Origin of the sequence: Yersinia sp. SCPM-O-B-9106 (C-191), from assembly GCF_026183365.1 — a bacterium.
In the GTDB taxonomy this organism is placed as follows: Bacteria; Pseudomonadota; Gammaproteobacteria; order Enterobacterales; family Enterobacteriaceae; genus Yersinia; species Yersinia rochesterensis.
Genome location: NZ_CP110791.1, coordinates 2318480 through 2345433, shown reverse-complemented (window position 1 = coordinate 2345433; position 26954 = coordinate 2318480). Strand labels below are relative to the sequence as shown.

Here is a 26954-nt window from a genome sequence, read left to right as displayed (position 1 = left end):
GTTTCGATGTCCAACAATGGCCTAACCCCGTGTAATGTGCTTTGGTACAACCAGCTTGGCATGCATGATGTTGAAAGAGTGGGCGGCAAAAATGCCTCTCTAGGTGAAATGATAACCCATCTTTCAGAACTGGGTGTCTCGGTGCCCAATGGTTTTGCTACCACAGCTCAGGCTTTTAACGACTTTCTGGAGCAAAGCGGCGTTAACAACCGTATTTATCAATTGTTGGATAAAACCAATGTTGATGATATTGCGGCGTTAGCCAAAGCCGGCGCGCAGATCCGTCAATGGGTGATTGATACGCCGTTCCATCCTGAATTCGAACAATCTATTCACGATGCATATAAGCAGTTAGCGGATGACCCGAATGCGTCCTTTGCTGTACGTTCGTCAGCCACCGCAGAAGATATGCCGGATGCCTCTTTTGCCGGGCAGCAGGAGACTTTCCTGAATGTGCAGGGAATTGATGCGGTGATGATTGCTATCAAGCATGTCTTTGCCTCACTGTTCAATGACCGGGCCATTTCTTATCGCGTGCATCAGGGCTATGACCATCGCGGCGTGGCACTGTCGGCGGGGGTGCAGCGGATGGTGCGCTCAGATCTCGCCTCCTCTGGCGTGATGTTTACCATTGATACTGAATCAGGTTTTGATCAAGTGGTCTTTATCACCGCCGCCCATGGTTTGGGGGAAATGGTGGTGCAGGGCGCGGTCAACCCTGATGAGTTTTATGTCCATAAACCCACATTACGTGACGGCAATCCCGCGATTTTGCGCCGTAATATGGGGTCGAAAAAGATTCGCATGGTTTATACCGAAAACCAAAACCATGGCAAACAAGTTCAAATTGAAGATGTGCCAGAAGCGCAACGCAATCGCTTCGCTCTCAGTGATGATGAAGTGGAAGCACTGGCCCATCAGGCATTACTGATTGAAGAGCATTATGGTCGCCCGATGGATATCGAGTGGGCAAAAGATGGCCATACCGGCCAGCTGTTTATCGTGCAAGCGCGTCCGGAAACGGTGCGTTCCAATCAGCAGGTCATGGAGCGCTACCAGTTAAATACGCAAAGTAATGTACTGGTGGAGGGCCGCGCTATCGGGCATCGCATTGGCGCGGGGCCGGTTAAGGTCATTCATGATATCAGCGAGATGGACAGAATTCAGGCCGGTGATGTTTTGGTGACAGATATGACTGACCCTGATTGGGAACCTATCATGAAAAAGGCATCAGCCATTGTCACTAACCGTGGTGGGCGAACCTGCCATGCGGCCATTATTGCCCGTGAGCTGGGGATCCCTGCGGTGGTGGGGTGCGGTAATGCCACGGATCTGTTGAAAGAAGGGCAGAATGTGACGGTTTCCTGCGCAGAGGGGGATACCGGCTATGTTTATCATGAGTTGCTCGACTTCTCTATTCAAAGTTCACAAGTCACTGAATTACCTGATTTGCCATTGAAAATCATGATGAATGTGGGTAACCCAGACCGGGCTTTCGATTTTGCCCGCTTGCCAAATGAGGGGGTCGGGCTGGCGCGGTTAGAATTTATCATTAACCGCATGATTGGCGTCCATCCGAAAGCGCTGCTGGAGTTTGATCTACAGTCAGCGGAAATTCAGGCTGAAATTAAGGCGCTGATGAACGGTTATGACAGCCCAGTTGAGTTTTATGTCGATCGTCTGACCCAAGGGATTGCCACTCTGGGGGCGGCATTTTCACCCAAGCGGGTGATTGTGCGCTTGTCAGATTTTAAATCTAACGAGTATGCCAATTTGGTCGGGGGCGAAAAATATGAACCCCATGAGGAAAACCCGATGCTGGGCTTCCGGGGAGCAGGGCGTTATGTCGCAGACAGTTTCCGCGACTGCTTCGCACTCGAATGTGAGGCGGTTAAGCGCGTGCGCAATAAGATGAAATTGACCAACGTTGAGATAATGGTGCCTTTCGTCCGCACTGTAGAACAGGCCAAAGCGGTGGTGGAAGAACTCGCCCGACAAGGGCTTAAACGCGGGGAAAATGGCTTGAAAATCATTATGATGTGTGAAATCCCATCTAATGCTTTATTAGCTGATCAGTTCCTTGAATATTTCGATGGTTTCTCCATCGGTTCCAATGATATGACTCAGTTAACTCTGGGGCTGGATAGGGACTCGGGTGTGGTGTCTGAATTGTTTGATGAGCGGAATGAGGCGGTAAAAGCCCTGTTATCCATGGCGATTCAGGCGGCTAAGCGGCAGGGTAAATATGTCGGAATTTGCGGGCAGGGGCCGTCAGACCATGAAGACTTTGCGTTATGGTTGATGGAGCAAGGAATCGACAGCTTGTCCCTTAACCCAGATACCGTGGTGCAAACTTGGTTAAGTCTGGCCCAAGCCACTCATCATTGATAAACCGGCGCATTGATCAATACCCGTAAAGAGTATTTTCATTATCCGCAGCGATGGCTGCGGATTTGAATGTTATTTGTAGTTTTACGTTAGAAATAAATAGCAAAAAAAAAGCCTGTCTTAGGTGACAGGCAAAGACTACACACAGCAATACGTGTATTCGATTACAGATATTTAAATATGTCATTATGAAATGATTTATTTAAATATCTCAGGGGAAGCATTGAGAATATTAAATAAATTCCGAGAGTTAGTCATTAAGAAATATCTGAATAAAATTAATTAAACATATATTTATTATAAAAGTAATTTCGTCTTGTTATTAATAACAACATTATTTAATGAATTTATTTGACCATCTTTTTTTAATCAAAAATAGAATTCGTTGTGAGGAATATAAATATGGATATTAAAGGCCTCATTGTTTATTAATAATAGCGTAAATTGCTGGGCAATAGGGGTTAGGCAGCATAACTGCCAAACCCCATGATATCCGTCATACTTCAAATTGCATATGCGTTAGCCGCTTTTCTGCAACGCGCATTATTTAGAGTATAAATTTCAACGCTCAAAGCTCTTCTAAATGTTTGGCGACTTCGTTAATGCTCTCTTCGGGTTCTGGTGCTTCACTGACCCAAGCCGACGTCAATCGGTAAGAAATAGCTAATACTACCGGGCCGATAAACAACCCAATCATGCCGAATGACAGCAAGCCGCCAATAACGCCAGACAGAATTAATATCATCGGCATATCAGCTTCCATGCGGATCAGATAAGGCCGTAAGACGTTATCCATGGTCCCGACAATACAGCTCCACACCAGTAAGATGGTGCCCCAGGTCGAATCACCCGTCCAGTATAGCCAAATGACGGCGGGGATCATGATGAGCAGTGGCCCAAGTTGCGCGACGCAACAAATAAACATTAAGACGGTGAACAGCGTCGCGTATTGAATCCCGGCAATGGCGAGACCAATCCCGCCCAACACGGCTTGCACCAGTGCAGTGACCACAACACCTAACGCGACAGCGCGAATGGCTTTCGCCGCCAGCACGACTACGGCATCACCGCGTTTATCTGCCGCCCGCACTGCAAAATGGCGAATGCCTAAGCCCACTTGTTCCCCGTGGAAATAGAGCAAAATACTGAACAGCACCATCAGCGCCAGATGAATCAAGAAGTAGCCGATATGAGCGGCTTGTGCGACCAACCAGGTTGCGGCGGCACCGACATAAGGCTGAACTTTGGCGATAAGGACATTCCCGCCACCGGCAATCAATGTATGCCAGCCGCTATACAGCTTGTTACCCACCATAGGGACTGATTTTAACCAGGTGACATCGGGCATTTTTAAATTGGATGGGCTAGATGCCCACTGGATAAGCGGGCCACTGTTTTCCACCAGGCTACTGACCAGTAATGCAATCGGGATAACAAACAGTAAAATCAACAGGATGGTCATAATAATCGCAGCCAACCAGCGTTTGCCCCAAAGTAGATTTTGCAGCCGGATCAGCAGCGGCCAGGTGGCAATAACCACCATGCCAGCCCAGGCAAAGCCCATAATAAAGGGCTGTACCACCCAAAAACTGGCGATAATCATTATCATAATGAATATCACCCCAAACATCAGTCTGGGTAAATCGAAACGACGTAGCTGCGGGTAACTCATCAGTGGGTTCTCACTTCACAATTCATGGCAAGATGGCCATCATACCGTTTTTGGGTACCCATTAGATTTTGCACTAATGAGGGTTCTGCACCAATTTCATTCAGTCTCAGCTGTAATCATGGTGTATTTCCCCCGTTTTTAACAGACCACTTGAGTTTTACTACTGTATTTTTATCAAAAAAGTGGCGAAGTGCTTGGCGTAATATAAATCTGATGGCAGAAAAAGTGTCAAAGTAACGCGCTTTTACTGCGCTATGGCTATTATTTGCGCAATATAAAATTTTGATACTGAATAGTTTATGACGGTATTTGACCTTGGCTGATAGTCATCACTTTCGCATCATTCTGAATTGATATAAATCGTTCGACAAAGGTGATTGCGAACAGATAATCTTCCAGTGGAATAATCCTTAAAACAATGACACATATAGATAGGGTCGCACTAATGATCCCACAGATTTCTCAAGCACCGGGTGTTATTCCGTTGGTGCTGGATTTTTTGGATGCTTTGAAGCAACACGGATTCACCGGCGATACTGCCACTCATTATGCCGATCGCCTGACCATGGCGACGGACAACAGTATTTATCAATTACTGCCTGATGCCGTTATATTCCCGCGCTCGACTGCGGATGTGGCACTGATTGCCCGCCTGGCGGGGCAGGATAATTTCAAATCGTTGGTCTTCGCCCCACGCGGTGGCGGAACGGGCACCAATGGCCAGGCATTGAACACCGGTATTGTGGTGGATATGTCGCGCCATATGAACCGCATTCTGGAGATAAATGTCGAGCAAGGTTGGGTGCGGGTTGAAGCGGGCGTGATTAAAGACCAGCTTAATCAATATCTGCGGCCGTTCGGCTATTTCTTCTCACCAGAATTATCTACCAGCAATCGCGCCACTTTGGGCGGAATGATTAACACCGACGCCTCTGGTCAGGGTTCATTGGTTTATGGCAAAACGTCTGACCATGTGCTGGGTTTGCGCGCCATTTTACTGGGTGGTGAGATGCTGGACACCCGCGCGATGCCGACGTCGCTGGCAGAAACGATTGCGCAGGAAGATTCCGTCACTGGCCGTATTTACCATACAGTGTTGAATCGCTGCCGTGACCAACGTGCGCTGATTCTGGAAAAATTCCCTAAATTAAACCGCTTCCTGACCGGCTATGATTTACGTCATGTGTTTAGTGATGACCTACAAACGTTTGATTTAACGCGGATTCTAACCGGCTCTGAAGGCACTCTGGCCTTTATTGCCGAAGCAACGCTGGACATTACACCTTTGCCAAAAGTTCGCCGTTTGGTGAATGTGAAATATGACTCTTTTGATTCCGCGCTGCGCAATGCCCCGGTTATGGTGGAAGCCAAAGCGCTGTCAGTGGAAACCGTGGACTCCAAAGTCCTCAATCTGGCGAAAGAGGATATTGTCTGGCACTCGGTTAAAGAATTGATTACTGATGTCCCTGATAAAGAGATGCTGGGGCTGAATATTGTTGAGTTCGCTGGTGATGATAAGCCGCTGATTGACAAGCAAATGGAGTCACTTTGCCAGCGTTTGGATGATTTGATGGCGGCCCATGAAGGCGGGGTGATTGGCTACCAGATTTGCAGTGAATTAGCCGGGATTGAACGTATTTATGGCATGCGCAAAAAAGCGGTGGGGCTGCTCGGCAACAGTAAAGGGCAAGCCAAACCAATCCCATTCGCCGAAGACACCTGTGTACCACCACAACATTTAGCCGATTATATTGTTGAATTCCGTCAGTTGTTGGATAGCCACAACCTGACTTACGGCATGTTTGGCCATGTGGATGCTGGCGTATTGCATGTTCGTCCGGCACTGGATATGTGCGATCCGCGACAAGAAATGCTGATGAAGCAGATTTCAGATCAAGTGGTGCAACTGACAGCGCGCTATGGTGGCTTGTTGTGGGGGGAGCATGGTAAGGGCTTCCGCGCAGAGTACAGCCCAGAGTTCTTTGGTGAGGTGCTTTATCATGAATTGCGGCAGATAAAATCAGTATTTGACCCCGATAACCGCCTGAATCCGGGGAAAATTTGTTCTCCATTGGCCAGTGACGCGCCGATGATGAAAGTGGACACCCCCGACAAACGCGGCACTCTGGACCGGCGCATCCCACTGGCGGTCAGAACCTCATTCCGTGGCGCGATGGAGTGCAATGGTAATGGGCTTTGCTTTAACTTTGATGTCCGCAGCCCCATGTGTCCGTCAATGAAAATAACCGGTGACCGGATTCATTCGCCGAAAGGGCGGGCAACGCTGGTGCGGGAATGGCTACGGCTGTTATCCGAGCAAGGGGTTGACCCAGTAGCTCTGGAGCAAGGGCTGGCAACCCAGCGGCCCAGCTTGCGCGGGTTGATTGAAAAAACGCGCAATACCTGGCATGCCAGCAAGGGTGACTATGATTTCTCTCATGAGGTTAAAGAGGCGATGTCGGGCTGTCTGGCGTGTAAAGCTTGCTCGACACAATGCCCGATAAAGATTGATGTACCGGGCTTCCGCTCCCGCTTCCTACAGTTGTATCACACCCGCTATCACCGGCCATTGCGTGATTATGTCGTCGCGGGTGTGGAAGATTATGCCCCGCTGATGGCGAAAGCGCCGAAAGTGTTTAACTTCTTCCTCAAGCAACCTTGGGTGGGTGCATTAAGCCGCAAAAGCATCGGCATGGTGGATTTACCGCTATTGTCCAGCCCAAGCTTAAAGCAGTCATTGTCCGGGCATTACGCCAGCACCATGACGCTGGAACAGCTTGAGAAGTTGTCCGCAGCTGAGCGCAGCCAACATGTTTTGATCGTGCAAGACCCGTTTACCAGTTATTACGATGCGCAGGTTGTTGCTGATTTTGTTCGGCTGGTGGAGAAACTCGGTTTCAATCCGGTGTTATTGCCATTCTCGCCGAATGGTAAAGCGCAGCATATCAAAGGATTCCTGCAACGTTTTGCCAAAACAGCCCGGAAAACAGCTGATTTTCTTAATCGCATTGCGCTATTGGGTATGCCAATGGTGGGGGTTGACCCGGCCTTGGTGCTTTGTTATCGCGATGAATATAAAGAGATTTTGGGTGATTCCCGTGGTGAGTTTAGTGTGCAGTTAGTTCATGAGTGGCTACAGGTGGCGTTGACGGAGCAACCCGAGCAGCCAATCAGCGGCGAACCTTGGTATCTGTTCGGCCATTGCACTGAAACCACGGCGCTACCAGCCAGCAGTCAGCATTGGGCCTCGATATTCTCCCGTTATGGTGCCAAGCTGGAAAACGTCAGTGTCGGTTGTTGCGGCATGGCGGGAACCTATGGTCATGAAGCAAAAAATATCGATAATTCATTAGGTATTTATGCATTATCCTGGCAGCAGGCTTTACAAAAACTGCCGGGTAAACGTTGTTTAGCCACCGGTTATTCTTGTCGCAGTCAGGTTAAACGCATTGAAGGCAATGGCTTGCGGCACCCATTGCAGGCGCTGCTAGAGTTGGTTTAATATCTACAGACCATTAACATTTGTGCAACTTCAAGTAGGAAGGGGAAAGGATGCTTTGGAAACGCAAAACGACGCTAGCTGAACTGAACAAAATTGGCGCTGATTGTATGGTCGCCCACTTGGGTATTGAAATAACCCGGCTGGGCGATGACGAATTGGAAGCGACGATGCCGGTAGACCATCGGACAACTCAACCTTTTGGGCTGCTGCACGGCGGGGCGTCAGTGGTGTTGGCGGAGTCGTTGGGGTCGATGGCGGGGTATTTGTGTACCACTGACGGGCAACAAGTCGTGGGGTTGGAAATCAATGCCAATCATCTAAAAGCGGCCCGGTCTGGGAAAGTGCGCGGCTGTTGTCGTGCTATTCATGTTGGCCGCAGCCATCAGGTTTGGCAAATTGAAGTTTTTGATGAACAAAACAACCTGTGTTGTACCTCCCGTTTGACTACTGCCGTGCTATCCCCCACATAATATACTCGTCATACTTCAAGCTGCATATGCGTTGGCCGCTTTCGTTCACCCCAGTCACTTACTTGTGTAAGTTCCTGGGGACTCGCTCAATTGCCGCCTTCCTGCAACCCGAATTATTTAGAGTATACTCCCTCGAAATGCATACCTATATGTGGCTCTGTGCCAGAGTACATCCATTTTCATTCCCCCTGAGAGAGTTTTCAGCTAAAGTTAATGGAGAAATAGGTATTTTTTATGAATGTTTAAAAATTCAGGGATTAACCCGATTAGCCTCTGAAATAACAAGGGATTTGAACATCGCTGTGATAATTATTGTTTTATTTCATGGCGATAAAAGAGCACTTGTTTATCCAGACTTCTTTGGCCATCGCAGCATGCTTGTTCGTTGCCGCCTCATTTGAGGTCTAAACGGTACTTTTCTTAATATCCCTGCAAAACAAACGGTTGAAGTGATAATTATTATCACTACCATTGTCAATAAGCTGTGTTGATTTCCCCATAATCAGCCAGCTCATTATTAACCTGAAAAGTGAGAATCTCACCGGTATTAAGGTAGGGCATATGCAACAGGAATCCGTCGGGACATTTTCACTCGATGATAATGTTTGGCAAGGCGTTACAATCACTGACAGCGCAGCGGCGCAAATCACCCGACTCATGCAACAGGACCCTGAAGTCAAAGGGTTACAGCTTGGGGTGAAGCAATCCGGTTGTGCCGGATTTGCGTATGTGATGGATATGACCAAGGAGCCGGCCAGTGACGCGCTAGTGTTTGAACAGGGCGGCGCCAGACTTTACGTGCCACTGAAAGCGATGCCTTTTATTGATGGCACCGTGGTGGATTACGTCCGCGAAGGGCTGAATCAGATTTTTAAATTTAATAATCCTAAAGCTCAGCATTCCTGCGGGTGTGGCGAGAGTTTTGGCGTTTGAGCGATGTAAACGAAATGACACGAAGCAATGTAGAAGTTCCAGATGAAGTGCAGGCTTGGGTCAGCGATGGTCGCTACAAAGAAGGTTTTTTTACACAGCTCGCGACTGATGAGCTGGCGAAAGGCCTCAGTGAGGATGTCATTCGCGCCATTTCTGCCAAGCGTAATGAGCCGGACTGGATGCTGGAGTTTCGCCTAGGAGCTTATCGAAGTTGGCTGGAAATGGAAGAACCGCACTGGCTGAAAGCACATTATAAAAGTCTGGATTATCAGGATTATAGCTATTACTCAGCGCCATCCTGTGGCAGCTGCGATGATAGCTGTGATTCGCAGCCCGGAGCGGTGCAGCAATCGTCTGCCGATAGCGCGGCCCCTCGCGATTTGTCTGAACAAGCAATGAATGAGTACCTCACCGCCGAGGTCGAGTCTGCATTTGCCCAGTTAGGGGTGCCGGTGCGGGAAGGCGCTGAAGTGGCGGTTGACGCCATTTTTGACTCGGTTTCGGTGGCAACCACTTATCGAGGGAAACTGGCCGAACAAGGCATTATTTTCTGCTCATTTGGTGAAGCTATTCAGGAGTACCCGGATTTAGTACGCAAGTATCTCGGCTCAGTGGTGCCAGCGAAAGATAACTTTTTTGCCGCGCTCAATGCCGCAGTGGCTTCTGACGGCACTTTTGTTTATGTGCCGAAAGGGGTGCGCTGCCCGATGGAGTTATCAACCTATTTCCGCATTAATGCTGCCAAAACCGGTCAATTTGAGCGCACCATTCTGATTGCTGACGAAGACAGTTATGTCAGTTATATCGAGGGGTGCTCCGCGCCCGTTCGTGATAGTTATCAGTTGCATGCGGCGGTGGTTGAAGTCATTTTGCATAAAAATGCCGAAGTGAAATATTCGACCGTACAGAACTGGTTTGCTGGGGCTGACAGCACCGGCGGTATTCTCAATTTTGTGACCAAACGGGCGTTGTGTGAAGGTGATGGCTCCAAAATGTCATGGACCCAATCTGAGACTGGCTCGGCGATTACCTGGAAATACCCCAGTGTGATTTTGCAGGGCGATAACTCCATCGGTGAGTTCTTCTCGGTCGCGCTGACTAACGGCCATCAGCAGGCGGATACCGGCACCAAGATGATCCACATTGGCAAAAACACCAAATCAACCATTATTGCCAAAGGGATCTCCGCCGGACACAGCCAAAATACCTATCGTGGGTTGGTGAAAATCCTGCCGGGCGCGGATAACGCGCGTAATTTCACTCAATGTGACTCGATGCTGATTGGCCCGGATTCCGGCGCGCATACTTTCCCTTATGTGGAAGTGCGCAATAATACGGCGCAATTGGAGCACGAGGCGACAACCTCCAAAATTGGTGATGACCAACTGTTTTATTGCTTGCAGCGCGGTATCAGTGAAGATGATGCCATCTCAATGATTGTTAACGGCTTCTGTAAGGACGTGTTCTCCGAATTGCCGCTGGAGTTTGCCGTCGAAGCACAGAAGTTGTTGGCCATCAGCTTGGAACACAGTGTTGGTTAAGTCTGAGCTGAATAAGTATTTGCAGAGTTTTGCGCGCCTGCGCACCAAGGAAACCTATGTTAAGCATCAAGAACTTAAAAGTCAGTGTCGAAGGTAACGAGATCCTCAATGGTTTGAATCTGGACATCAAACCCGGCGAAGTGCATGCCATTATGGGGCCGAACGGCTCAGGGAAAAGTACCTTGTCTGCGGCGCTGGCCGGGCGGGAAGAATATGAGGTCACTGAAGGCAGTGTGACTTTCAAGGGCAAAGATTTGCTGGAGCTGGCCCCGGAAGATCGTGCGGGTGAGGGCGTCTTTCTGGCTTTCCAGTATCCGGTAGAAATTCCGGGGGTCAGTAACCATTTCTTCCTGCAAACCGCCGTCAATGCGGTACGCAAATATCGCCAACAGGAACCGCTGGATCGTTTTGATTTTGCTGATTTCATTGAAGAGAAAATTGAGTTGCTCAAAATGCCGGCAGACTTACTGACTCGTTCAGTGAATGTGGGCTTCTCGGGCGGTGAGAAAAAACGCAACGATATCTTGCAGATGGCGGCGCTGGAACCCTCTTTATGCATTTTGGATGAGACAGACTCCGGTCTGGATATTGATGCGCTGAAAATTGTCGCCAACGGGGTGAACTCGCTGCGCAATGAAAATCGCGCCTTTATTATTGTGACTCACTATCAGCGCATCCTCGATTACGTCAAACCAGACTTTGTCCATGTGCTGTATCAGGGGCGAATCATTAAGTCTGGTGATTTCACGCTGGTGAAACAGTTGGAGGAGCAAGGCTATGGCTGGCTTACCGACCAACAGTAATATCCCAAATCAACAACGCATTCTTGCCGAACAGCGTAGCAATGCCTTAGCGAATTTTGGCCAGCTATTTGAACAGAGTCAAAAGCTTAAGCAGCACCAAAATGGTCAGGGTGCTGAAGCTACGGCACATTGGCAACAGGTGCTGGCATTGGGTTTCCCCAGCATCAAGCATGAAGATTGGAAATACACACCGCTGGAGCGTTTATTCGCCCATAGCTTCGGCTTTGCTCCGGCGGTGAAAGTGACGGCGGCTCAGCGCGATAATTTGTCATTGTTGCAAGATGCCCATCGTTTGGTTTTCATTGATGGACGATATGCCCCGGAATTGAGTGACAGTGAATGTGGCCCGTATCAACTGGCACATATAACTGAAAATACTCAGTTTCCAGCGGCGATTCAGTCGGAAGTCTTTTTGCATCTGACCGAAAGTCTGGCTCAGGAAAGCTTGCACATCCGTTTGCCTGCCGGGCAACACAGTGATAAACCGCTGTATCTGTTGCATATCAGTTCAGGCAATAGCTCTGAGGTGGTGAATACCAGCCATTACCGTCACCATCTGGCGATTGAGGCGGGCGCACAGGCAGAGGTCATTGAGCATTTTGTCAGTCTTAATGAACAGCCGCATTTTACCGGTGCGCGGCTGACTGTTTCGGTGGGTGAGAATGCAGAGTTGAACCACTGCAAACTGGCGTTCGAAGCGCCCCAAAGCACCCATTTTGCCCATAATGACTTAGTGTTAAGCCGTGATGCGCGAGCGAAGAGTTATAGCTTCTTGCTCGGCGCGGGGCTGACCCGCCATAACACCAGCGCCCAGTTAAATGGCGAGGGTGCCAGTTTGTCGATGAATAGCTTGCTGCTTCCTATAGGGCGAGAAATTTGTGACACCCGCACTTACCTGGAACATAACAAAGGCTATTGTGATAGCCGCCAACTCCATAAAGTCATGGTGCGCGAGCGGGGTAAAGCTGTCTTCAATGGCATGATAAAAGTGGCTCAGCATGCAGTAAAAACTGACGGCCAGATGACCAATAATAACTTACTGCTCAGTAAGTTAGCTGAGGTGGATACCAAGCCACAGCTGGAAATTTATGCCGATGATGTGAAGTGCAGTCACGGGGCTACCGTCGGGCGTATTGATGCAGAACAGCTATTTTATCTGCAATCACGCGGTATCAATCAAGCTGATGCGCAGCAAATGATTATTTTTGCTTTTGCCGCCGAATTGACCGAAGCCATCCATCACGAAGCCATTCGCAAAGCTGTATTGGCGCGAATTGCCGAGCGGTTGGCTGGGGAGTCGCTATGAGTTTCTCTATTGGGCAAGTCAGTATTGAGCAAGTCAGAGCTGATTTCCCGCTGCTTGGCCGTGAGGTTAACGGCCAGCCGTTGGCATATCTGGACAGCGCCGCCAGCGCACAGAAACCACAAGTGGTTATTGACCGCGAACTTAACTTCTATCGTACAGATTATGCGGCGGTTCATCGGGGCATTCACACTCTGAGTGCCGAAGCAACGGGGCAAATGGAAGCGGTACGTCAACAGGTCGCGGACTTTATTCATGCCGCTTCTGCGGAAGAAATCGTCTTTGTCAAAGGCACGACGGAAGCTATCAATTTAGTGGCGAACAGTTATGGCCGCCATTTTCTGCAAGCCGGTGACAGCATTATCATTACCGAAATGGAGCATCACGCCAATATTGTACCGTGGCAGATGCTGGCAAAAGAGATTGGCATTGAAATCCGTGTTTGGCCGCTGACGGCGACGGGTGAACTTGAATTAACCGCGTTGGCGAGTTTGATTGACGGCACCACTAAACTGTTGGCGATCACTCAAGTTTCCAATGTGCTGGGGACAGTGAATCCCATTAAAGAGATCGTGGCGCAAGCTAAAGCCGCGGGCTTGGTGGTGCTGGTGGATGGCGCACAGGCGGTGATACATCAGCCGGTCGATGTTCAGGATTTGGGCTGCGATTTTTATGTTTTCTCTGGACATAAACTGTACGGCCCATCGGGCATTGGTATTTTGTACGGCAAAAGTGAATGGCTACAAAAAATGCCGCCATGGGAAGGGGGCGGTGCGATGATCAAAACTGTCAGCCTGACACAGGGCACCACCTTTGCTGATGCGCCATGGCGTTTTGAAGCGGGGTCTCCCAATACTGCCGGTATTATGGGGCTGGGTGCTGCAATCAGTTATGTGAATCAGTTGGGGCTTGCTAATATCCAGCAATATGAGCAATCACTGATGCAGTATGCATGGGAACAACTGCGCCAGATTAACAGCCTGACACTGTATGGCCCGGTAAACCGGGCTGGGGTTATTGCGTTCAATCTGGGGCCACATCATGCTTATGATGTCGGCAGTTTCCTGGACCAATACGGTATTGCGATTCGTACCGGGCATCATTGCGCCATGCCGCTGATGGCATTTTACAAGGTGCCAAGCATGTGCCGGGCGTCGCTGGCGCTTTATAATACCCGTGAGGAAGTTGATCGGCTGGTGGTTGGGTTGCAGCGCATCGAAAAATTGCTGGGCTGAGTGTTCTTTAAAACCGATTATACCCAAAGTCATTGGCGCTGCCGGTAGGCAGCAGCGGCCTCATAGAGGCGAGGCCCACGGACGGGCTGAATCGTGAACGTAGCTAATATCCCTGCGGCTTCAAGGACGCGGGGGATTATTTAGGAAGCATGTTATGGCTGGTTTGCCAGATAAAAATAAATTGATTCGTAATTTTTCCCGCTGTTTAAATTGGGAAGAAAAATACCTGTATGTGATCGAGTTAGGTGCGCAGTTGCCGCCCTTAACTGAGCAGCAGCGCCAACCAGAAAATCTTATCTCTGGCTGTCAAAGCCAGGTGTGGATTGCAATGACTCGCTCTGAAGCTGGGCATGTGGTTTTTGCCGGTGATAGTGATGCTGCTATCGTCAAAGGTTTGGTCGCGGTGGTGTTCATCCTGTATCAAGGTTTGACTCCACAGCAGATAATTGAGTTAGATGTTCGGCCCTTTTTTGCCGATTTAGCCCTCAGTCAGCACTTAACACCTTCGCGTTCCCAAGGTCTTGAAGCCATGATCCGCGCCATTCGCACTAAGGCTGTTGCCCTCAACGTTTGCTGATCTACGCCAACATTTTGTGCTTTATTCTTCGCGCTGTGTGCATTTTGCGCCGCGCGTCACAGTATTAAAATGGTGATATTTCAGCAGCTTAAATCGGCCTCCATGCCAGAAAAAGCACAATAAATTACATTGTAACACCTTGATTTTTAGAGATATAAATTGCCTTTATAATATGGGCTGTTACTATATGGTGGCCTTATAATTGGCTGCTAAAATTAACGTAGATATATCCGTCATTTTTCAAACTGCTGGCGCGTTGGCGGCTTTTCGTTCCCCCGAATCACTTACTTGTTTAAGTTCATCGGGATTATGAGCCTCACTCTGAGGCGCTGTTCAACATGGTTTACAACCAAGTTGTCACTCGCTTGCCGCTTTCCTGCAATTTGAGATTTATTGGATATAACCGTGTAAATCGAATTTTAAGAAGTGATGTAGGAACTAAGCATGAAACGTGCATTAACTTTGATTGGTATGTTATTCGCAACTTGTCTGGCGGGAAGTATCACTGCTGCCAATGCGACCGAGTATCCTCTGCCGCCAGCCAATAGTCGTCTGATTGGTGAAAATACTACTTATACTGTTCCAAATGATGGCCGTCCGCTGGAGGCTATTGCTGCCGATTATAAAATCGGTTTGTTGGGGATGCTGGAAGCAAACCCAGGTGCTGACCCGTATTTGCCATTACCGGGTTCAGTGCTCACTATTCCGACCCAGATGTTGCTGCCAGATACCCCACGTGAAGGTATCGTCATCAACTTGGCTGAACTGCGCCTTTATTATTACCCTAAAGGTCAAAACAAAGTTGTGGTGTACCCAATCGGTATCGGCCAGTTAGGGCGTAATACCCCAACGATGACAACCACAGTCAGCCAAAAGATCCCGAACCCAACCTGGACACCAACGGCAAATATCCGTAAGAACTATTTGGCGGAAGGTATTACTTTGCCATCAGTGGTTCCGGCCGGCCCGGAAAACCCTATGGGGCTGTTTGCTATGCGGTTGTCTGCGGGGAAAGGTGAATACTTGATCCACGGCACCAATGCGAACTTTGGTATTGGTATGCGTGTCAGCTCCGGCTGTATCCGTTTACGTCCGGATGACATTGAAGCGCTGTTCAAATCCGTACCTAAAGGTACTCGCGTGCAAATCATCAATGAACCGGTTAAATATTCTGTTGAGCCAGATGGTAAGCGTTATGTGGAAGTTCATCAGCCGTTGTCTCGTGTAGACAGTGATGATCCGCAAACAATGCCAATTGCTATCAGCAGCAGCCTGCAGAAGTTTATTAACGACAGCCAGACTGATGCACAAGTGGTTCAGGAAGCGATTGTACGCCGTGCTGGTATGCCCGTCATCGTCACTGTAGGTGAGACTGCCACTGAGCAGGCTCCGGTTGCTGTAGCGCCTCAGGGCGAGCAACAGGCACAACCACAGAACGAAGAGCAGCAACCTACGGAGCAAGAGATGCCTAAGTTGGTTCAACCAGGCCCGGTTTATTCAGCTGCAAACTAAGAGCTGTGAGCTAAGTTCTCATCTCACACGCACCTTTGCCATGGCAGCCGTCGGTTTGCTGTGGCAAAGCATAGCGTGCACCCATATTGTGAAACGAGTTGATGATAAGTAGGGCGTTAGGGAAGAGGTCAGCAGGGAAGGTCACAATCAGAAACTGGTTTTAGCAAGATAAAAAAAATGGCGCACAATGTGCGCCATTTTTCATTCAGGAAGTAATATTACTTCTTGTAAGCGTGAGCTTGGTTGTCAAGACGTTGGTTAGCACGTGCTGCATCGTCTTTAGCTGCTTGAACGTCAGAACGGATTGCGTTCACGTCGTTGCTCAGTTGGTCAACTTTAGCGTTCAGAGTTTGAACGTCAGAAGACAGTTGATCGATTTTAGCATTGCTTGAACAACCAGCCAGCATAGTAGAAGCCAGAATTACCGCGCCCAGTACAAGTTTAGTACGATTCATTATTAACACCCTCTAGATTAAGTTAATCTCCATGTAGCGTTACAAGTATTACACAAAGTTTTTTCGAAAGAGAATAAATTTTTAGTATTAGGGGGGTTTATTTTGATCGTTCGCTCAAAGAAGCATCTTGTTTTAAAAAAAAGTTAAAAAAACGAGGGAAAACAGCCGGATTCTTTCGGAAAAGTCCGACTCAGAAAAAAACTTTTGGGCGCTTAGGATAAAATGGATTTTTCGGAAAGTTTATTTAGAGATGTTTAAAAAGAAAACGCCGCTATGAAAAGCGGCGTTTTTAATTAGTATTGACTCTTTCGTTGAGATTATAAAACGTGTACGGAAGAGGTATTGGTGGTGCCGCTTGGTACTAAAGCACCAGAAACCATAATGACTACGTCGCCTTTCTGCGCCAGACCGCTGGCCAGAGCCGCTTCTTTACCAATGCGGTAGAAGTCATCTGTTGAAGCAATTTCGGCGACTAATTGAGTTATCACACCTTTAGTCAGAATTAACTGACGAGCAGTGGTTTCATTGGTCGTCAGGGCTAAAATGGTCGCGGTTGGGAAGTATTTACGAACTGACTTAGCTGATTTACCGCCGCCAGTTGCCACCACTATCACTTTTGCTTCCAGTTTTTCTGCAGTTTCTACTGCGCCACGGCAAACCGCTTCAGTGATACGCATTTTGCGATTATCGTTCAGCGTTTCGATGCGGCTTGGCATGATACGGTCTGTACGCTCACAGATGGTCGCCATGATGGTGACAGACTCTAATGGGTACTTACCCTTGGCACTCTCACCAGACAGCATCACGGCGTCGGTACCGTCCAAAATGGCGTTAGCAACGTCGCCGGCTTCTGCACGAGTAGGGCGTGGGTTTTTGATCATGGAATCGAGCATCTGAGTTGCAGTGATAACAACTTTACGTGCACGGTTACATTTCTCAATCATCATCTTCTGGGCGAAGATAACTTCTTCTACCGGGATCTCAACACCCAAGTCACCACGGGCAACCATGATACCGTCAGAGGCTTCCAGGATTTCGTCGAAGTTATTCAGACCTTCCTGGTTTTCAATTTTGGAGATGATCTGGATGTGCTCGCCGCCGTGTGCTTTCAGGTGTTCGCGGATTTCCAGCACGTCAGAACGCTTACGGATAAAGGAAGCGGCAACGAAGTCCACGCCTTGCTCACAACCAAAGATCAGGTCAGCTTTATCTTTTTCAGCCAATGCAGGCAGTTGGATAGAAACGCCTGGCAGGTTAACGCCTTTGTTTTCGCCCAAGTCACCGTTGTTCAGCACTTTACAAACTACAGTATTTTCAGTGACTTCAGTCACTTCCATACCGATCAAACCATCATCAACCAGTACGGTGTTGCCAATTTTTAGGTCAGCGGCAAAGCCCGGGTAGGTCACAGCAACGATGTTATTGTTGCCAATAACGCTTTGGTCTGTGGTGAAAGTGAAAGTCTGGCCTGCAACCAGCGCTGCATCTTTGCCGCCTTCCAGTTTCATGGTGCGGATTTCAGGGCCTTTGGTGTCCAGCAGAATACCGGCTTTCAGGCCAGTTTTTGCCATAACAGCACGGATATTCTTGATACGTTGACCATGCTCTTCATAGTCACCGTGGGAGAAGTTTAAGCGCATAACGTTCATACCTGCATTCAGCAGGTTCGTCAGCATTTCTTCGGATTCGGTTTTTGGACCTATGGTACAAACAATTTTAGTCTTTTTCATGACGGATTTTTTCTACAAGTTGTGATGGATAAAAAGCAAATGTTCCGTTAAATACAGCAACGGAGTGGGATCTGATTAGTGTCTGGTGTAGCGAAACGTTACCAAGAAGCAAAACATTACTAAGAATAGATGACAGTTGCGGAAATAGAATGGAAAACTTTAGCACGAGGCTAAACGCATGATCGGTATACGATGGCGTAAATGTGAGTTGTATTTTTTTAGCGTATCGGCAGATCAAGATGCTGAAACCATTCAACTGAAACGACGGTTCGTATTATAAGCGGTAAGTCGCGGGAAATGAAATAGAAAACAGAAACTCATTGTCGTTTTTTATAAAAATGGGCCATTAGTCGCGCAAACAGAGAGAATAATACTTAGTTTGTTGCGCAACAAAAAAAGTTTTTAACAATTTTAACAAGCGGATGGCGGAAAAATTGATGAAAGCAATATAACCAGACTTAAGAAATTCGAGTAGGGGATATTGAGTCGGACAGAAAATTAAGCAAACAGCAGAGTGGTGCGTTCTAATGGACTCGAACCATCGACCCCCACCATGTCAAGGTGGTGCTCTAACCAACTGAGCTAAGAACGCATTGAGAAACTATCAATTTGAAATTTGTAGATAATACCAAATTGGTGCGTCCGAATGGACTCGAACCATCGACCCCCACCATGTCAAGGTGGTGCTCTAACCAACTGAGCTACGGACGCACATGATACTCTGGTCACTTCAGGTAATTTAATTAAAGTGGTGCGTCCGAATGGACTCGAACCATCGACCCCCACCATGTCAAGGTGGTGCTCTAACCAACTGAGCTACGGACGCACATACTACCCTTCTTACTTGAAGCTATAGCGTTGTTAGCTGCACTTACTCACCCGAATCACTGACTTGAGTCAGCTCTGCGGGACTCGTGCGTTTGCTGCCTAGCTACAGCTCCAATTACTGGGTATATTATTTTCACTCTTATTACCTGCCATCAATGCTGACAGCGGGGACGAATATTAACGAGCTGCCCGTCTGCTGGCAAGGGGAAAAACATAATATTCACTGCAAACTCACGTAATTGCTGAGATTTTACCCATTACGCTGTTTTTTTCTTCATCTTTTCTGATTTATAGGGGCGTTAATCATGGGCATAAGCCGCTGTGATTAACGCCCACAATACGATTAGCTTCCAAAATAATAGCGCTTAGTGTGCCGCTTTTTGCAGAATAAAAGCGGACGGTTGCTTTTGTAACCAACGGATGCGTAGCGCCATTAAGATCGCCGCCAAGGTCAGGCCGATAACAAACCCAATCCAGAAGCCACTAGGCCCCATGGCCGGAACAATATAATCGGTCAGCCCTAACAGATAGCCACTCGGTAACCCCACCAGCCAATACGCGGTAAAAGTAATAAAGAAGATCGAGCGGGTATCTTTGTAACCGCGCAATACACCGCTGCCAATCACTTGAATAGCATCAGATAATTGGTAAAGCGCCGCCAGCAACATTAAGTGGGAGGCCATCACCACGACTTCCGGAGTTTTGTTATACAGCAGCGCAATATGCTCTCGGAATACCACGGTAAACACTGCGGTGACACAAGCCAGCATTAACCCAACCGCAATACTGGTATAGGCGGCCACTTTGGCGTCATCAACCAACCCTTGACCGAGGCGAAAACCAACACGAATGGTCGCGGCGACACTCAGTGACATCGGTAACATAAACATCAGTGAGCTAAAGTTGAGGGCAATCTGATGCCCTGCAACGGCGACAATCCCTAGCGGAGAAACCAGCAATGCCACTACCGCGAACAATGTGACTTCGAAAAACAGCGCCAGTGCAACGGGCAATCCAAGGCCACCGAGGCGTTTCATCACTTTCCAATCAGGGGCGGCAAAACCTTTCTCTAGCTTGATATCTTGCTGTGAGCGGGCGCGAGTCACATACCAGCGCATCATCAAGAACATCACCCAGTAAACTGTCCCGGTTGCTACCCCGCAACCCACCCCGCCGAGCGCCGGGGCGCCAAATTTACCGTAGATAAAAATATAGTTAATGGGAATGTTGACCAGTAAGCCAATAAAGCCAATCACCATCCCTGGTTTGGTTTTGGATAATCCCTCACACTGATTTCGCAGCACTTGGAAAAATAGATAACCGGGCGCGCCCCACATAATGGCATGCAGGAAACCAACCGCTTTGTCGGCCAGCACCGGGTCAATATTGTGCATCTGTCTAATGACGTGGTCGCTGTTATAGATGACCACCATAATTAACACGGAGACACAGGAAGCCAGCCAAAACCCTTGTCTGACCTGGTGAGCAATCTGATTGCGCCGCCCTGAGCCGTTAAGTTGGGCGACCGTCGGGGTCAGCGCCAATAATAACCCGTGACCGAATAAAATAGCCGGTAACCAGATAGAAGTCCCAACAGCAACGGCCGCCATATCGGTCGCACTGACAGAACCGGCCATAATAGTATCAACCACGCCCATGGCTGTTTGGGACAATTGCGCAATAACAACAGGAATAGCGAGAGCTAATAAGCTACGCGCTTCGACAATATACTTCTGCACGTATACACCTTTTTCTACCCGTCGTCTTTCAAGATGCAAGGGGGTTGGCTGCCCTCATTACTCGGCCCTTTCATGGGCCAGGCCTCTTCGAGGCCGCTGCTAGCAGCGTTCAAATCTGCTCCCGACAGATTTGTTACTCGGTTGCCGCCTACCTGCATCTCGAAGTTACTTGGGTATAACCTAGTTATGATGTCAATAACGACTATTTATCGCGCATGAGCGATAAATAAAATAGCGGAAAAACTTTGGAGCATAAAAAGTATAAAAGATTGTACCTTCTCACCGTGCTTAAGCAATCCTTGTCATTAAATATACCCGTCATACTTTAAGCTGCATGTGCGTTGGCTACGCTGAATAACCCGAATCACTTACCTGTGTAAACTCATCGGGATGAATGAGCCTCATCCTTGAGGCTCACCCTGCGGGCTAGCATAAATAATGCTGTTCAAATCGGTTCCCGACCAGATTTGTCACTCACTTGCCGCCTGCCTGCAACTCGAATTATTTAGGCTATATCAACTGAATATCAACGAAATAACTTCAATAGTAATTTTTAGTCTAAGTGGTTTGGTTTTCTTTATCTTCTGAGGCAGAATCACGGCAAAGAAATTTTCTCTCTAGATAAGAGGCATGGCGTATGTTTACCGGTATTGTTCAAGGCACCGCGCCCGTGGTAGCCATCGACGAAAAATCCAACTTCCGTACTCATGTGGTTGAAATGCCCACTGAAATGTTGCCTGAGTTAGCCTTGGGGGCTTCTGTGGCCCATAATGGCTGCTGTTTAACAGTGACCGAAGTTAATGGAAATCGGGTCAGTTTCGATTTAATGAAGGAAACCCTGCGTATCACCAATTTGGGTGATATTAAGGTCGGTGATGTGGTTAATTTGGAACGCGCGGCTAAATTCAGCGATGAAATTGGTGGGCATCTTATGTCCGGGCATATTATGTGTACCGCCGAAATAACTAAAATATATACATCAGAAAATAACCGTCAGATCTGGTTTCGACTGCCCAGCGACGATTTAATGAAATATGTATTACATAAAGGTTTTATCGGTATTGATGGCATTAGCCTGACTATCGGTGAAGTCGTAAGCAATCGTTTTTGTGTGCATTTGATCCCAGAGACACTGGCGCGCACCACATTAGGTAAAAAGCGTTTGGGGCATAGAGTGAATATCGAGATAGACCCACAGACGCAGGCGGTGGTGGATACCGTTGAGCGGGTATTAGCGCAACGCGATATTGCACAGCTGTCTGCAGCGGCAGCTGATAAAGCTATCCGGGGATAGGATACTAAAAGAGTAGGGGGCTGATGAGCCCCCACCTTGACAGCGTTTTTAGAGACTAACGCGCCACTCGAATACCGCCTTCTACGCCATTTGGACTGAATAATACCTGCCACAATTGAATGTCTCTGGCGCGGAATGCACCCGCACAAGCATTCAGATAATAGCTAAACATCCGTTCAAATCGCGGTGAGTAATTCTCCGCTAAATTCGGCCATGCGGCTTGGAAGCGTTCATACCATGCCATCAGTGTTCGGTCGTAATCTGCCCCGAAATTATGCCAGTCTTCCATGATGAAATAAGGTTCGCTGGCTTGGGCTATATGTTGTACTGACGGTAGACAACCATTAGGGAAAATATACTTATCAATCCACGGGTCAACGCTCAGGTCAGTACGATTAGCGCCAATGGTGTGCAGTAAAAATAACCCATCAGGCTTCAGATTTCGGTTAGCCACCTCAAAGTAGGTGCGATAATTTTTGGGGCCGACATGCTCGAACATTCCTACAGAGACGATGCGGTCAAATTGTTCATCCAGGTCGCGATAATCTTGCAGCAAAATAGTGACATCCAAACCTTCACAACGTTTTTGGGCCAATTTTTGCTGTTCAGCCGAGATGGTCACGCCGGAGACGGACACCCCGAAATGACGTGCAGCATAAGCAGCAAGCCCGCCCCAGCCACAACCAATATCGAGCAAGGTCATGCCGGGCGCTAATTGCAGTTTCTCACAAATCATCTGCAATTTGTTTTCCTGCGCTTGCTCAAGTGTTGTGGCGTCTTTCCAATAAGCGCAAGAATATTGCATATTGGGGTCGAGCATGAGGCTAAACAGGTCATTGCCCAGATCGTAATGTTCTTTACCGACAATCCAGGCTCTTTTCTTTGATTGCAAGTTGATTATACGCGCAGCAGCAATGCGTAAAGTATCTTTGAAATGGTGTGGAAGTTGTTTTTCCAGACCCGCTCTGAGAACGCGTTGGAAGAAAATATCCAGACGGTCACATTCCCACCAGCCATCCATATAACTCTCACCTAATGCCAAAGATCCTTCTTGTAATACCCGTTTGAAGAAGTTCGGGTTATTAACTTGAATGTCGAAAGGGCGTGAGCCATTGATTTCAATATCAGCCCGATTCAGCATTTCTTGTATAATGCGAAACCACGGATTTTCTTGAATACTTTGGTCTTCAATACAGGATGAACTCATAGCTTCTCCATCACTTTCTTCTGACTTATGACGCGCGATAAAATTTATATACGCGGGTACATACCAATAAAGTTGGTGTCTGGTATCCATTACGGACAGAGGAAGATTAAGAAGAAACCCTAATGACACTTTGGTTTAGGGCAACTCATCCATAAGAGGAAATGTGACGCAATCCACGCGCACAGAAAATGCTTAAGATAATGCTTTTTTTAAATGGTAATCTAATCAGTTCGATTGAGTATAGGCTGGCCGGAGCGCTTTCTCAATAATAAATCGCGTCCGGCCTGCATGTTCTTTAGTGACTATTTTTATTGGAGATTATGACTCCGCGTAATTATAGTCATCATTATTAGTATGGCTTTTTTCATTTTTCATCGCGTAGCAATGAATGCCATAACCTAATATGGCTAAAGCGACCGTCGATAGCATCACCGTGACTGTTGCCAGTAAAGGTTGGCTGATAAAGAGCGAAACTATCATGCTGGCAATAAAACACAAACCCAACTGAAGTGTGTTTTGTAGCGCTGCCGCTTTGCCAGTATTCGCCGGAAAGGGCATTAATGCATTCGCTACGATAATAGGGTAGCAGGCACCATTCACCAGCGCCATTATGCAAAACGGAATAAGTAAGGTCACCAGTGTTGGTGTCGTCAATGTGGCGATCAGATAGAGCGCAATCATACTGAAGGCATAACCGGCCAACAGCCACGGCAGTAGAGTGTTGCCTTTAATTCGACTCAATGCACTGCGACAAGCAAAACCCCCTAGCAGAAAGGCTAATGTTTGTGGAACATAACTCAAACCAATGGCATTCGGGCTATATCCCATATCACCTAAAATAAAAGGCGAGCCGGTTAACCAGGCGAAAAAACCGGCGCTGCATGCAGCAAACATCATTACGTTGCCGCTAAATACCGGAGATTTCAGCAATTGCCAGAAACTAATGGCACTTTTGCTTTTAAGCCCGTCATCCGAGGCCCCTTTTTTCCGTTCCTTAAGCAGTGCGGTCGGGATCAGCAGTAGCAATGTAATCGCCAATAAAACGACAAAAATTGACCGCCAACTGAAGTGGTTTAATAGCCACGCACCTAATAAAGGGGCTAGCGCAGGGGATAACGCCACTAAAGGCATTATGGTCGCAAACACCCGATTGACTTTGCTACTGTGGTATCTATCTACCACCAATGCTTGCCAGCTCACGGCTGCAGAACAGACTCCCACCGCCTGAATAAAACGCAGAACCAATAACTGTGCCGCTGTTTCAACCCATAAAATCCCCAAACAGCCGATGGCAAATAAACCCAACCCGACTAATAGCACAGGTTTACGGCCTAACTTATCGGAAACAGGCCCCCAGATAAGTTGAGCGATAGCGAAACCAGCGAGAAAGATACTGAGGCTGGCACTGATGGAGCCGGCAGAGGTGCGCAGCTCTTGTTGCATAGCGCCAAAGGCAGGCAAATACATGTCGGTGGCCAGGTACCCCAACATGCTCAAACCGGCCAGGTAGAACATGAAACTAGAAGTCGTTTTCATTTTTTGTGTCTCATTATAATTTTGCAGGCAAAACTCTTATCATGGAAATTCCATTGCGGGGGGCATTCTAGCGGCGAGCTATTCTGTTGTGAAACGGTAATATTTGCGCCATGCTATCAAAAAAATTGATAGTAAATATTCAGTCTAAGGGAAGTGCAGAATCATGTGGTCAGAATATTCATTGGATGTGGTCGATGCAGTTGCCCGCACCGGGAGTTTCAGCGCTGCTGCTCAAGAATTGCACCGCGTCCCGTCAGCGGTAAGTTATACCGTGCGCCAGTTGGAGGAATGGCTGGCCGTGCCGTTATTTGTACGGCGTCACCGGGATGTAGAATTGACGGAAGCGGGCAGGGTTTTTATCAAAGAAGCCCGAGATGTTATCAAAAAAATGAATGGCACGCGGCGACAGTGCCAGCAAGTGGCGAATGGGTGGCGTGGGCAACTCAATATCGTGATCGATAAAATCGTCAAACCTCAGCGGAGTCGCCGCTTAGTATTGGATTTTTATCGCCATTTTCCTGATATCGAACTGCGGGTACGCTATGAGGTATTTAATGGTGTCTGGGATGCACTGGCGGATGGCCAAGCTGAAATGGCCATTGGGGCGACTCGCGCCATTCCGGTTGGCGGGCGGTTTATCTTCCGCGACATGGGCTTTTTGACTTGGCATTGTGTGGTGAGCGTCAATCACCCCTTAGCCCACTTAACCGGTTCCCTTATTGATGACCAATTGCGGCCTTATCCCTCACTCTGTTTGGAGGATACCGCGCGAAATCTGCCGAAACGAGACACCTGGACCTTGGATAACCAACAGCGTTTAGTGGCACCCGATTGGGCGACGGGAATAGATTGCCTGTGTGCAGGATTATGTGTCGGAATGGTGCCCGCGCATATGGTGTCGCCCTTGATTGAACAAGGGAAACTGGTGGTATTAACCTTGGCCGAGCCACTTCCTGATAGCCCGTGTTGTTTGACGTGGGAGCAGAATAATCATTCGCCAGCTTTAGCATGGATGCTGGCGTATTTAGGTGACAGTGTCACACTTAATAATGAATGGCTAAAAGATGATAATGCCGTGATTGAGGACTGAACGCACAGCGTTAGCTGCCGGTAACATGAGGGCTACCGGCAGGTGAAGATTAACGGCGGTAATCGCGGTAGGGGCCATCAGCAACAGAGCGGCGCTCGACCAGCTTAGGGTGTACTTCAATCGTTTGTGGGTCTTCGCGTTTACTGACAATTCTGTCGAGCAACATGGCAAAAGCGGTTTCACCTAATCTCTCTTTTGGCTGATGAATAGTGGTTAGCGCCGGTGAGAAATACCGCGCATTGCGCACATTATCATAGCCGATCACCGAAATATCTTGTGGCACCCGCAGGCCCAATTCATCCGCCGCGCATATTGCCCCCATCGCCATAATATCGCCGCCACAGAATACGGCGGTCGGGCGGTGTTTTTGCGTCAGAATTTGGTGCATAGCTTTATAACCGGATTCTGGCTCAAAATCCCCCTGAACCACCCATTCGTCACGTAGCGGGATATTGGCCTCTTCCAGTGCTTTCAGGAAGCCCTGATGGCGACCACCACCGGTATTCCGTGATAACTGACCGGGAATAGCACCGATATCACGATGACCGCGCTCAATAAGATAACGGCCAGCTAAATAGCCACCTTCGAATGCATTATCAATAATCGAGTCAGTAAAATCGCCACGGGCGGTACCCCAGTCCATCACCACCATTGGAATATTGCGATAATCTTCTAACATCCCCAGCAATTGTTCAGGGTATTCAGAACACATCACCAATAATCCATCGACACGCTTTTGCGCCAGCATGGATAGATAGGCTTTTTGTTTATCAAGATTATTATGAGAGTTACATAAAATCAGGGTGTAACCTTTGCTATAACAACTATTTTCAACCGCTTCGATCACCTCAGCAAAATAGGGTGCTTCACTGGATGTTGCCAACAAACCAATTGATTTAGTGTGATTAACTTTCAAGCTGCGGGCCACAGCACTGGGCGAATAATGCAGCTCTTTAATGGCCGCCCACACAGCGGCTTTGGTATTTTCGGCGACGAAACGAGTTTTATTGATAACGTGCGAAACGGTGGTGGTGGACACACCCGCGTGTTTGGCCACATCTTTAATCGTTGCCATAAAAAGAATGACTCCTAAGCTCACCTGTTACAGCAGGTAAGTATTATGTTAATCGTTTGCCCGT

General features: G+C 48.1%; 19 protein-coding genes, 3 tRNA genes and 1 other RNA gene. 12 read left to right on the top strand and 11 right to left on the bottom strand.

Translation table 11 applies throughout. The features are described 5' to 3' along the window. The first annotated feature begins 6 nt into the window (after window positions 1-6). Window positions 7-2388 carry a phosphoenolpyruvate synthase gene (ppsA, locus tag OP863_RS10755; protein WP_038632616.1) on the top strand — a complete coding sequence of 794 codons (2382 nt, stop codon included), beginning with the start codon at window positions 7-9 and terminating at the stop codon, window positions 2386-2388. A 103-nt stretch (window positions 2389-2491) separates the two neighbouring features. Here ppsA and rprA read toward each other — a convergent pair. Then, window positions 2492-2600: antisense sRNA RprA (gene rprA, locus OP863_RS10750), an RNA gene on the bottom strand. 356 nt (window positions 2601-2956) lie between these two features. Continuing rightward, the gene (ydiK, locus tag OP863_RS10745; RefSeq protein WP_038632617.1) at window positions 2957-4060 is read right to left on the bottom strand and encodes an AI-2E family transporter YdiK; all 1104 of its coding nucleotides are present in this window, start codon (window positions 4058-4060) and stop codon (window positions 2957-2959) included. Window positions 4061-4505: 445 nt separating this feature from the next. Here ydiK and OP863_RS10740 point away from each other — a divergent pair, with 445 nt between their 5' ends. The 9 genes from OP863_RS10740 (at window position 4506) to OP863_RS10700 (ending at window position 15936) form a co-directional block, all read left to right on the top strand. Next, window positions 4506-7562 carry an FAD-binding and (Fe-S)-binding domain-containing protein gene (locus tag OP863_RS10740; RefSeq protein ID WP_265525244.1) on the top strand — a complete coding sequence of 1019 codons (3057 nt, stop codon included), beginning with the start codon at window positions 4506-4508 and terminating at the stop codon, window positions 7560-7562. A gap of 50 nt (window positions 7563-7612) precedes the next feature. Continuing rightward, the gene (locus tag OP863_RS10735; RefSeq protein WP_038632620.1) at window positions 7613-8032 is read left to right on the top strand and encodes a hotdog fold thioesterase; all 420 of its coding nucleotides are present in this window, start codon (window positions 7613-7615) and stop codon (window positions 8030-8032) included. Between the two features lie 561 nt (window positions 8033-8593). Then, window positions 8594-8965 (top strand): Fe-S cluster assembly scaffold SufA, encoded by a 372-nt coding sequence (sufA, locus tag OP863_RS10730; protein ID WP_038632624.1) that lies wholly within the window; start codon window positions 8594-8596, stop codon window positions 8963-8965. 14 nt (window positions 8966-8979) lie between these two features. Then, a complete protein-coding gene (gene sufB / locus OP863_RS10725; protein WP_145588919.1) occupies window positions 8980-10506 on the top strand; it encodes a Fe-S cluster assembly protein SufB in 1527 nt (508 codons plus the stop codon). 56 nt (window positions 10507-10562) lie between these two features. Then, window positions 10563-11309, top strand: coding sequence for a Fe-S cluster assembly ATPase SufC (gene sufC, locus OP863_RS10720; protein ID WP_038632628.1), 747 nt, complete (start codon window positions 10563-10565; stop codon window positions 11307-11309). Next, entirely contained in the window at window positions 11284-12615 is a 1332-nt protein-coding gene (sufD, locus tag OP863_RS10715; RefSeq protein ID WP_265525243.1) for a Fe-S cluster assembly protein SufD, read from the top strand. The genes sufC and sufD overlap by 26 nt, the downstream gene beginning before the upstream one ends. Beyond that, window positions 12612-13847 (top strand): cysteine desulfurase SufS, encoded by a 1236-nt coding sequence (sufS, locus tag OP863_RS10710; RefSeq protein ID WP_265525242.1) that lies wholly within the window; start codon window positions 12612-12614, stop codon window positions 13845-13847. Before sufD ends, sufS begins: the two co-directional genes overlap by 4 nt. A 154-nt stretch (window positions 13848-14001) precedes the next feature. Next, the gene (gene sufE, locus OP863_RS10705) at window positions 14002-14424 is read left to right on the top strand and encodes a cysteine desulfuration protein SufE (RefSeq protein ID WP_038632634.1); all 423 of its coding nucleotides are present in this window, start codon (window positions 14002-14004) and stop codon (window positions 14422-14424) included. 444 nt (window positions 14425-14868) lie between these two features. Further along, window positions 14869-15936, top strand: coding sequence for a L,D-transpeptidase family protein (locus tag OP863_RS10700; RefSeq protein WP_038632636.1), 1068 nt, complete (start codon window positions 14869-14871; stop codon window positions 15934-15936). 218 nt (window positions 15937-16154) lie between these two features. On the opposite strand, the gene OP863_RS10695 is transcribed toward OP863_RS10700, so the two are convergent. The 6 genes from OP863_RS10695 to OP863_RS10670 form a co-directional block, all read right to left on the bottom strand. Next, window positions 16155-16391, bottom strand: coding sequence for a major outer membrane lipoprotein (locus tag OP863_RS10695; RefSeq protein WP_005165631.1), 237 nt, complete (start codon window positions 16389-16391; stop codon window positions 16155-16157). 317 nt (window positions 16392-16708) lie between these two features. Then, window positions 16709-18121: a pyruvate kinase PykF gene (gene pykF / locus OP863_RS10690; protein ID WP_038632638.1), complete on the bottom strand. Its 1413-nt coding sequence runs from the start codon at window positions 18119-18121 to the stop codon at window positions 16709-16711. Window positions 18122-18636: 515 nt separating this feature from the next. Next, window positions 18637-18713 (bottom strand) — tRNA-Val (locus tag OP863_RS10685). Window positions 18714-18755: 42 nt separating this feature from the next. Continuing rightward, window positions 18756-18832: transfer RNA gene (locus OP863_RS10680), tRNA-Val, on the bottom strand. Between the two features lie 38 nt (window positions 18833-18870). Then, a tRNA-Val gene (locus OP863_RS10675) sits at window positions 18871-18947 on the bottom strand. Between the two features lie 367 nt (window positions 18948-19314). Then, window positions 19315-20688: an MATE family efflux transporter gene (locus OP863_RS10670; protein ID WP_145591372.1), complete on the bottom strand. Its 1374-nt coding sequence runs from the start codon at window positions 20686-20688 to the stop codon at window positions 19315-19317. A 637-nt stretch (window positions 20689-21325) separates the two neighbouring features. Here OP863_RS10670 and OP863_RS10665 point away from each other — a divergent pair. After that, window positions 21326-21982: a riboflavin synthase gene (locus tag OP863_RS10665; RefSeq protein ID WP_038632642.1), complete on the top strand. Its 657-nt coding sequence runs from the start codon at window positions 21326-21328 to the stop codon at window positions 21980-21982. Between the two features lie 55 nt (window positions 21983-22037). Here the strand turns inward: OP863_RS10665 and cfa are convergent, their stop codons facing one another. Both cfa and punC read right to left on the bottom strand, forming a co-directional pair. Next, a complete protein-coding gene (gene cfa, locus OP863_RS10660) occupies window positions 22038-23189 on the bottom strand; it encodes a cyclopropane fatty acyl phospholipid synthase (protein WP_265525241.1) in 1152 nt (383 codons plus the stop codon). A 318-nt stretch (window positions 23190-23507) separates the two neighbouring features. Continuing rightward, window positions 23508-24725, bottom strand: a complete 1218-nt coding sequence (gene punC / locus OP863_RS10655; RefSeq protein WP_265525240.1) for a purine nucleoside transporter PunC — start codon at window positions 24723-24725, stop codon at window positions 23508-23510. Between the two features lie 163 nt (window positions 24726-24888). On the opposite strand from punC, the gene punR reads away from it, so the two are divergent. Next, window positions 24889-25815, top strand: coding sequence for a DNA-binding transcriptional activator PunR (gene punR, locus OP863_RS10650; protein ID WP_145510145.1), 927 nt, complete (start codon window positions 24889-24891; stop codon window positions 25813-25815). Between the two features lie 49 nt (window positions 25816-25864). Here punR and purR read toward each other — a convergent pair whose 3' ends face one another. After that, the gene (gene purR / locus OP863_RS10645; protein WP_038632650.1) at window positions 25865-26890 is read right to left on the bottom strand and encodes an HTH-type transcriptional repressor PurR; all 1026 of its coding nucleotides are present in this window, start codon (window positions 26888-26890) and stop codon (window positions 25865-25867) included. Between the last annotated feature and the right edge of the window lie 64 nt (window positions 26891-26954).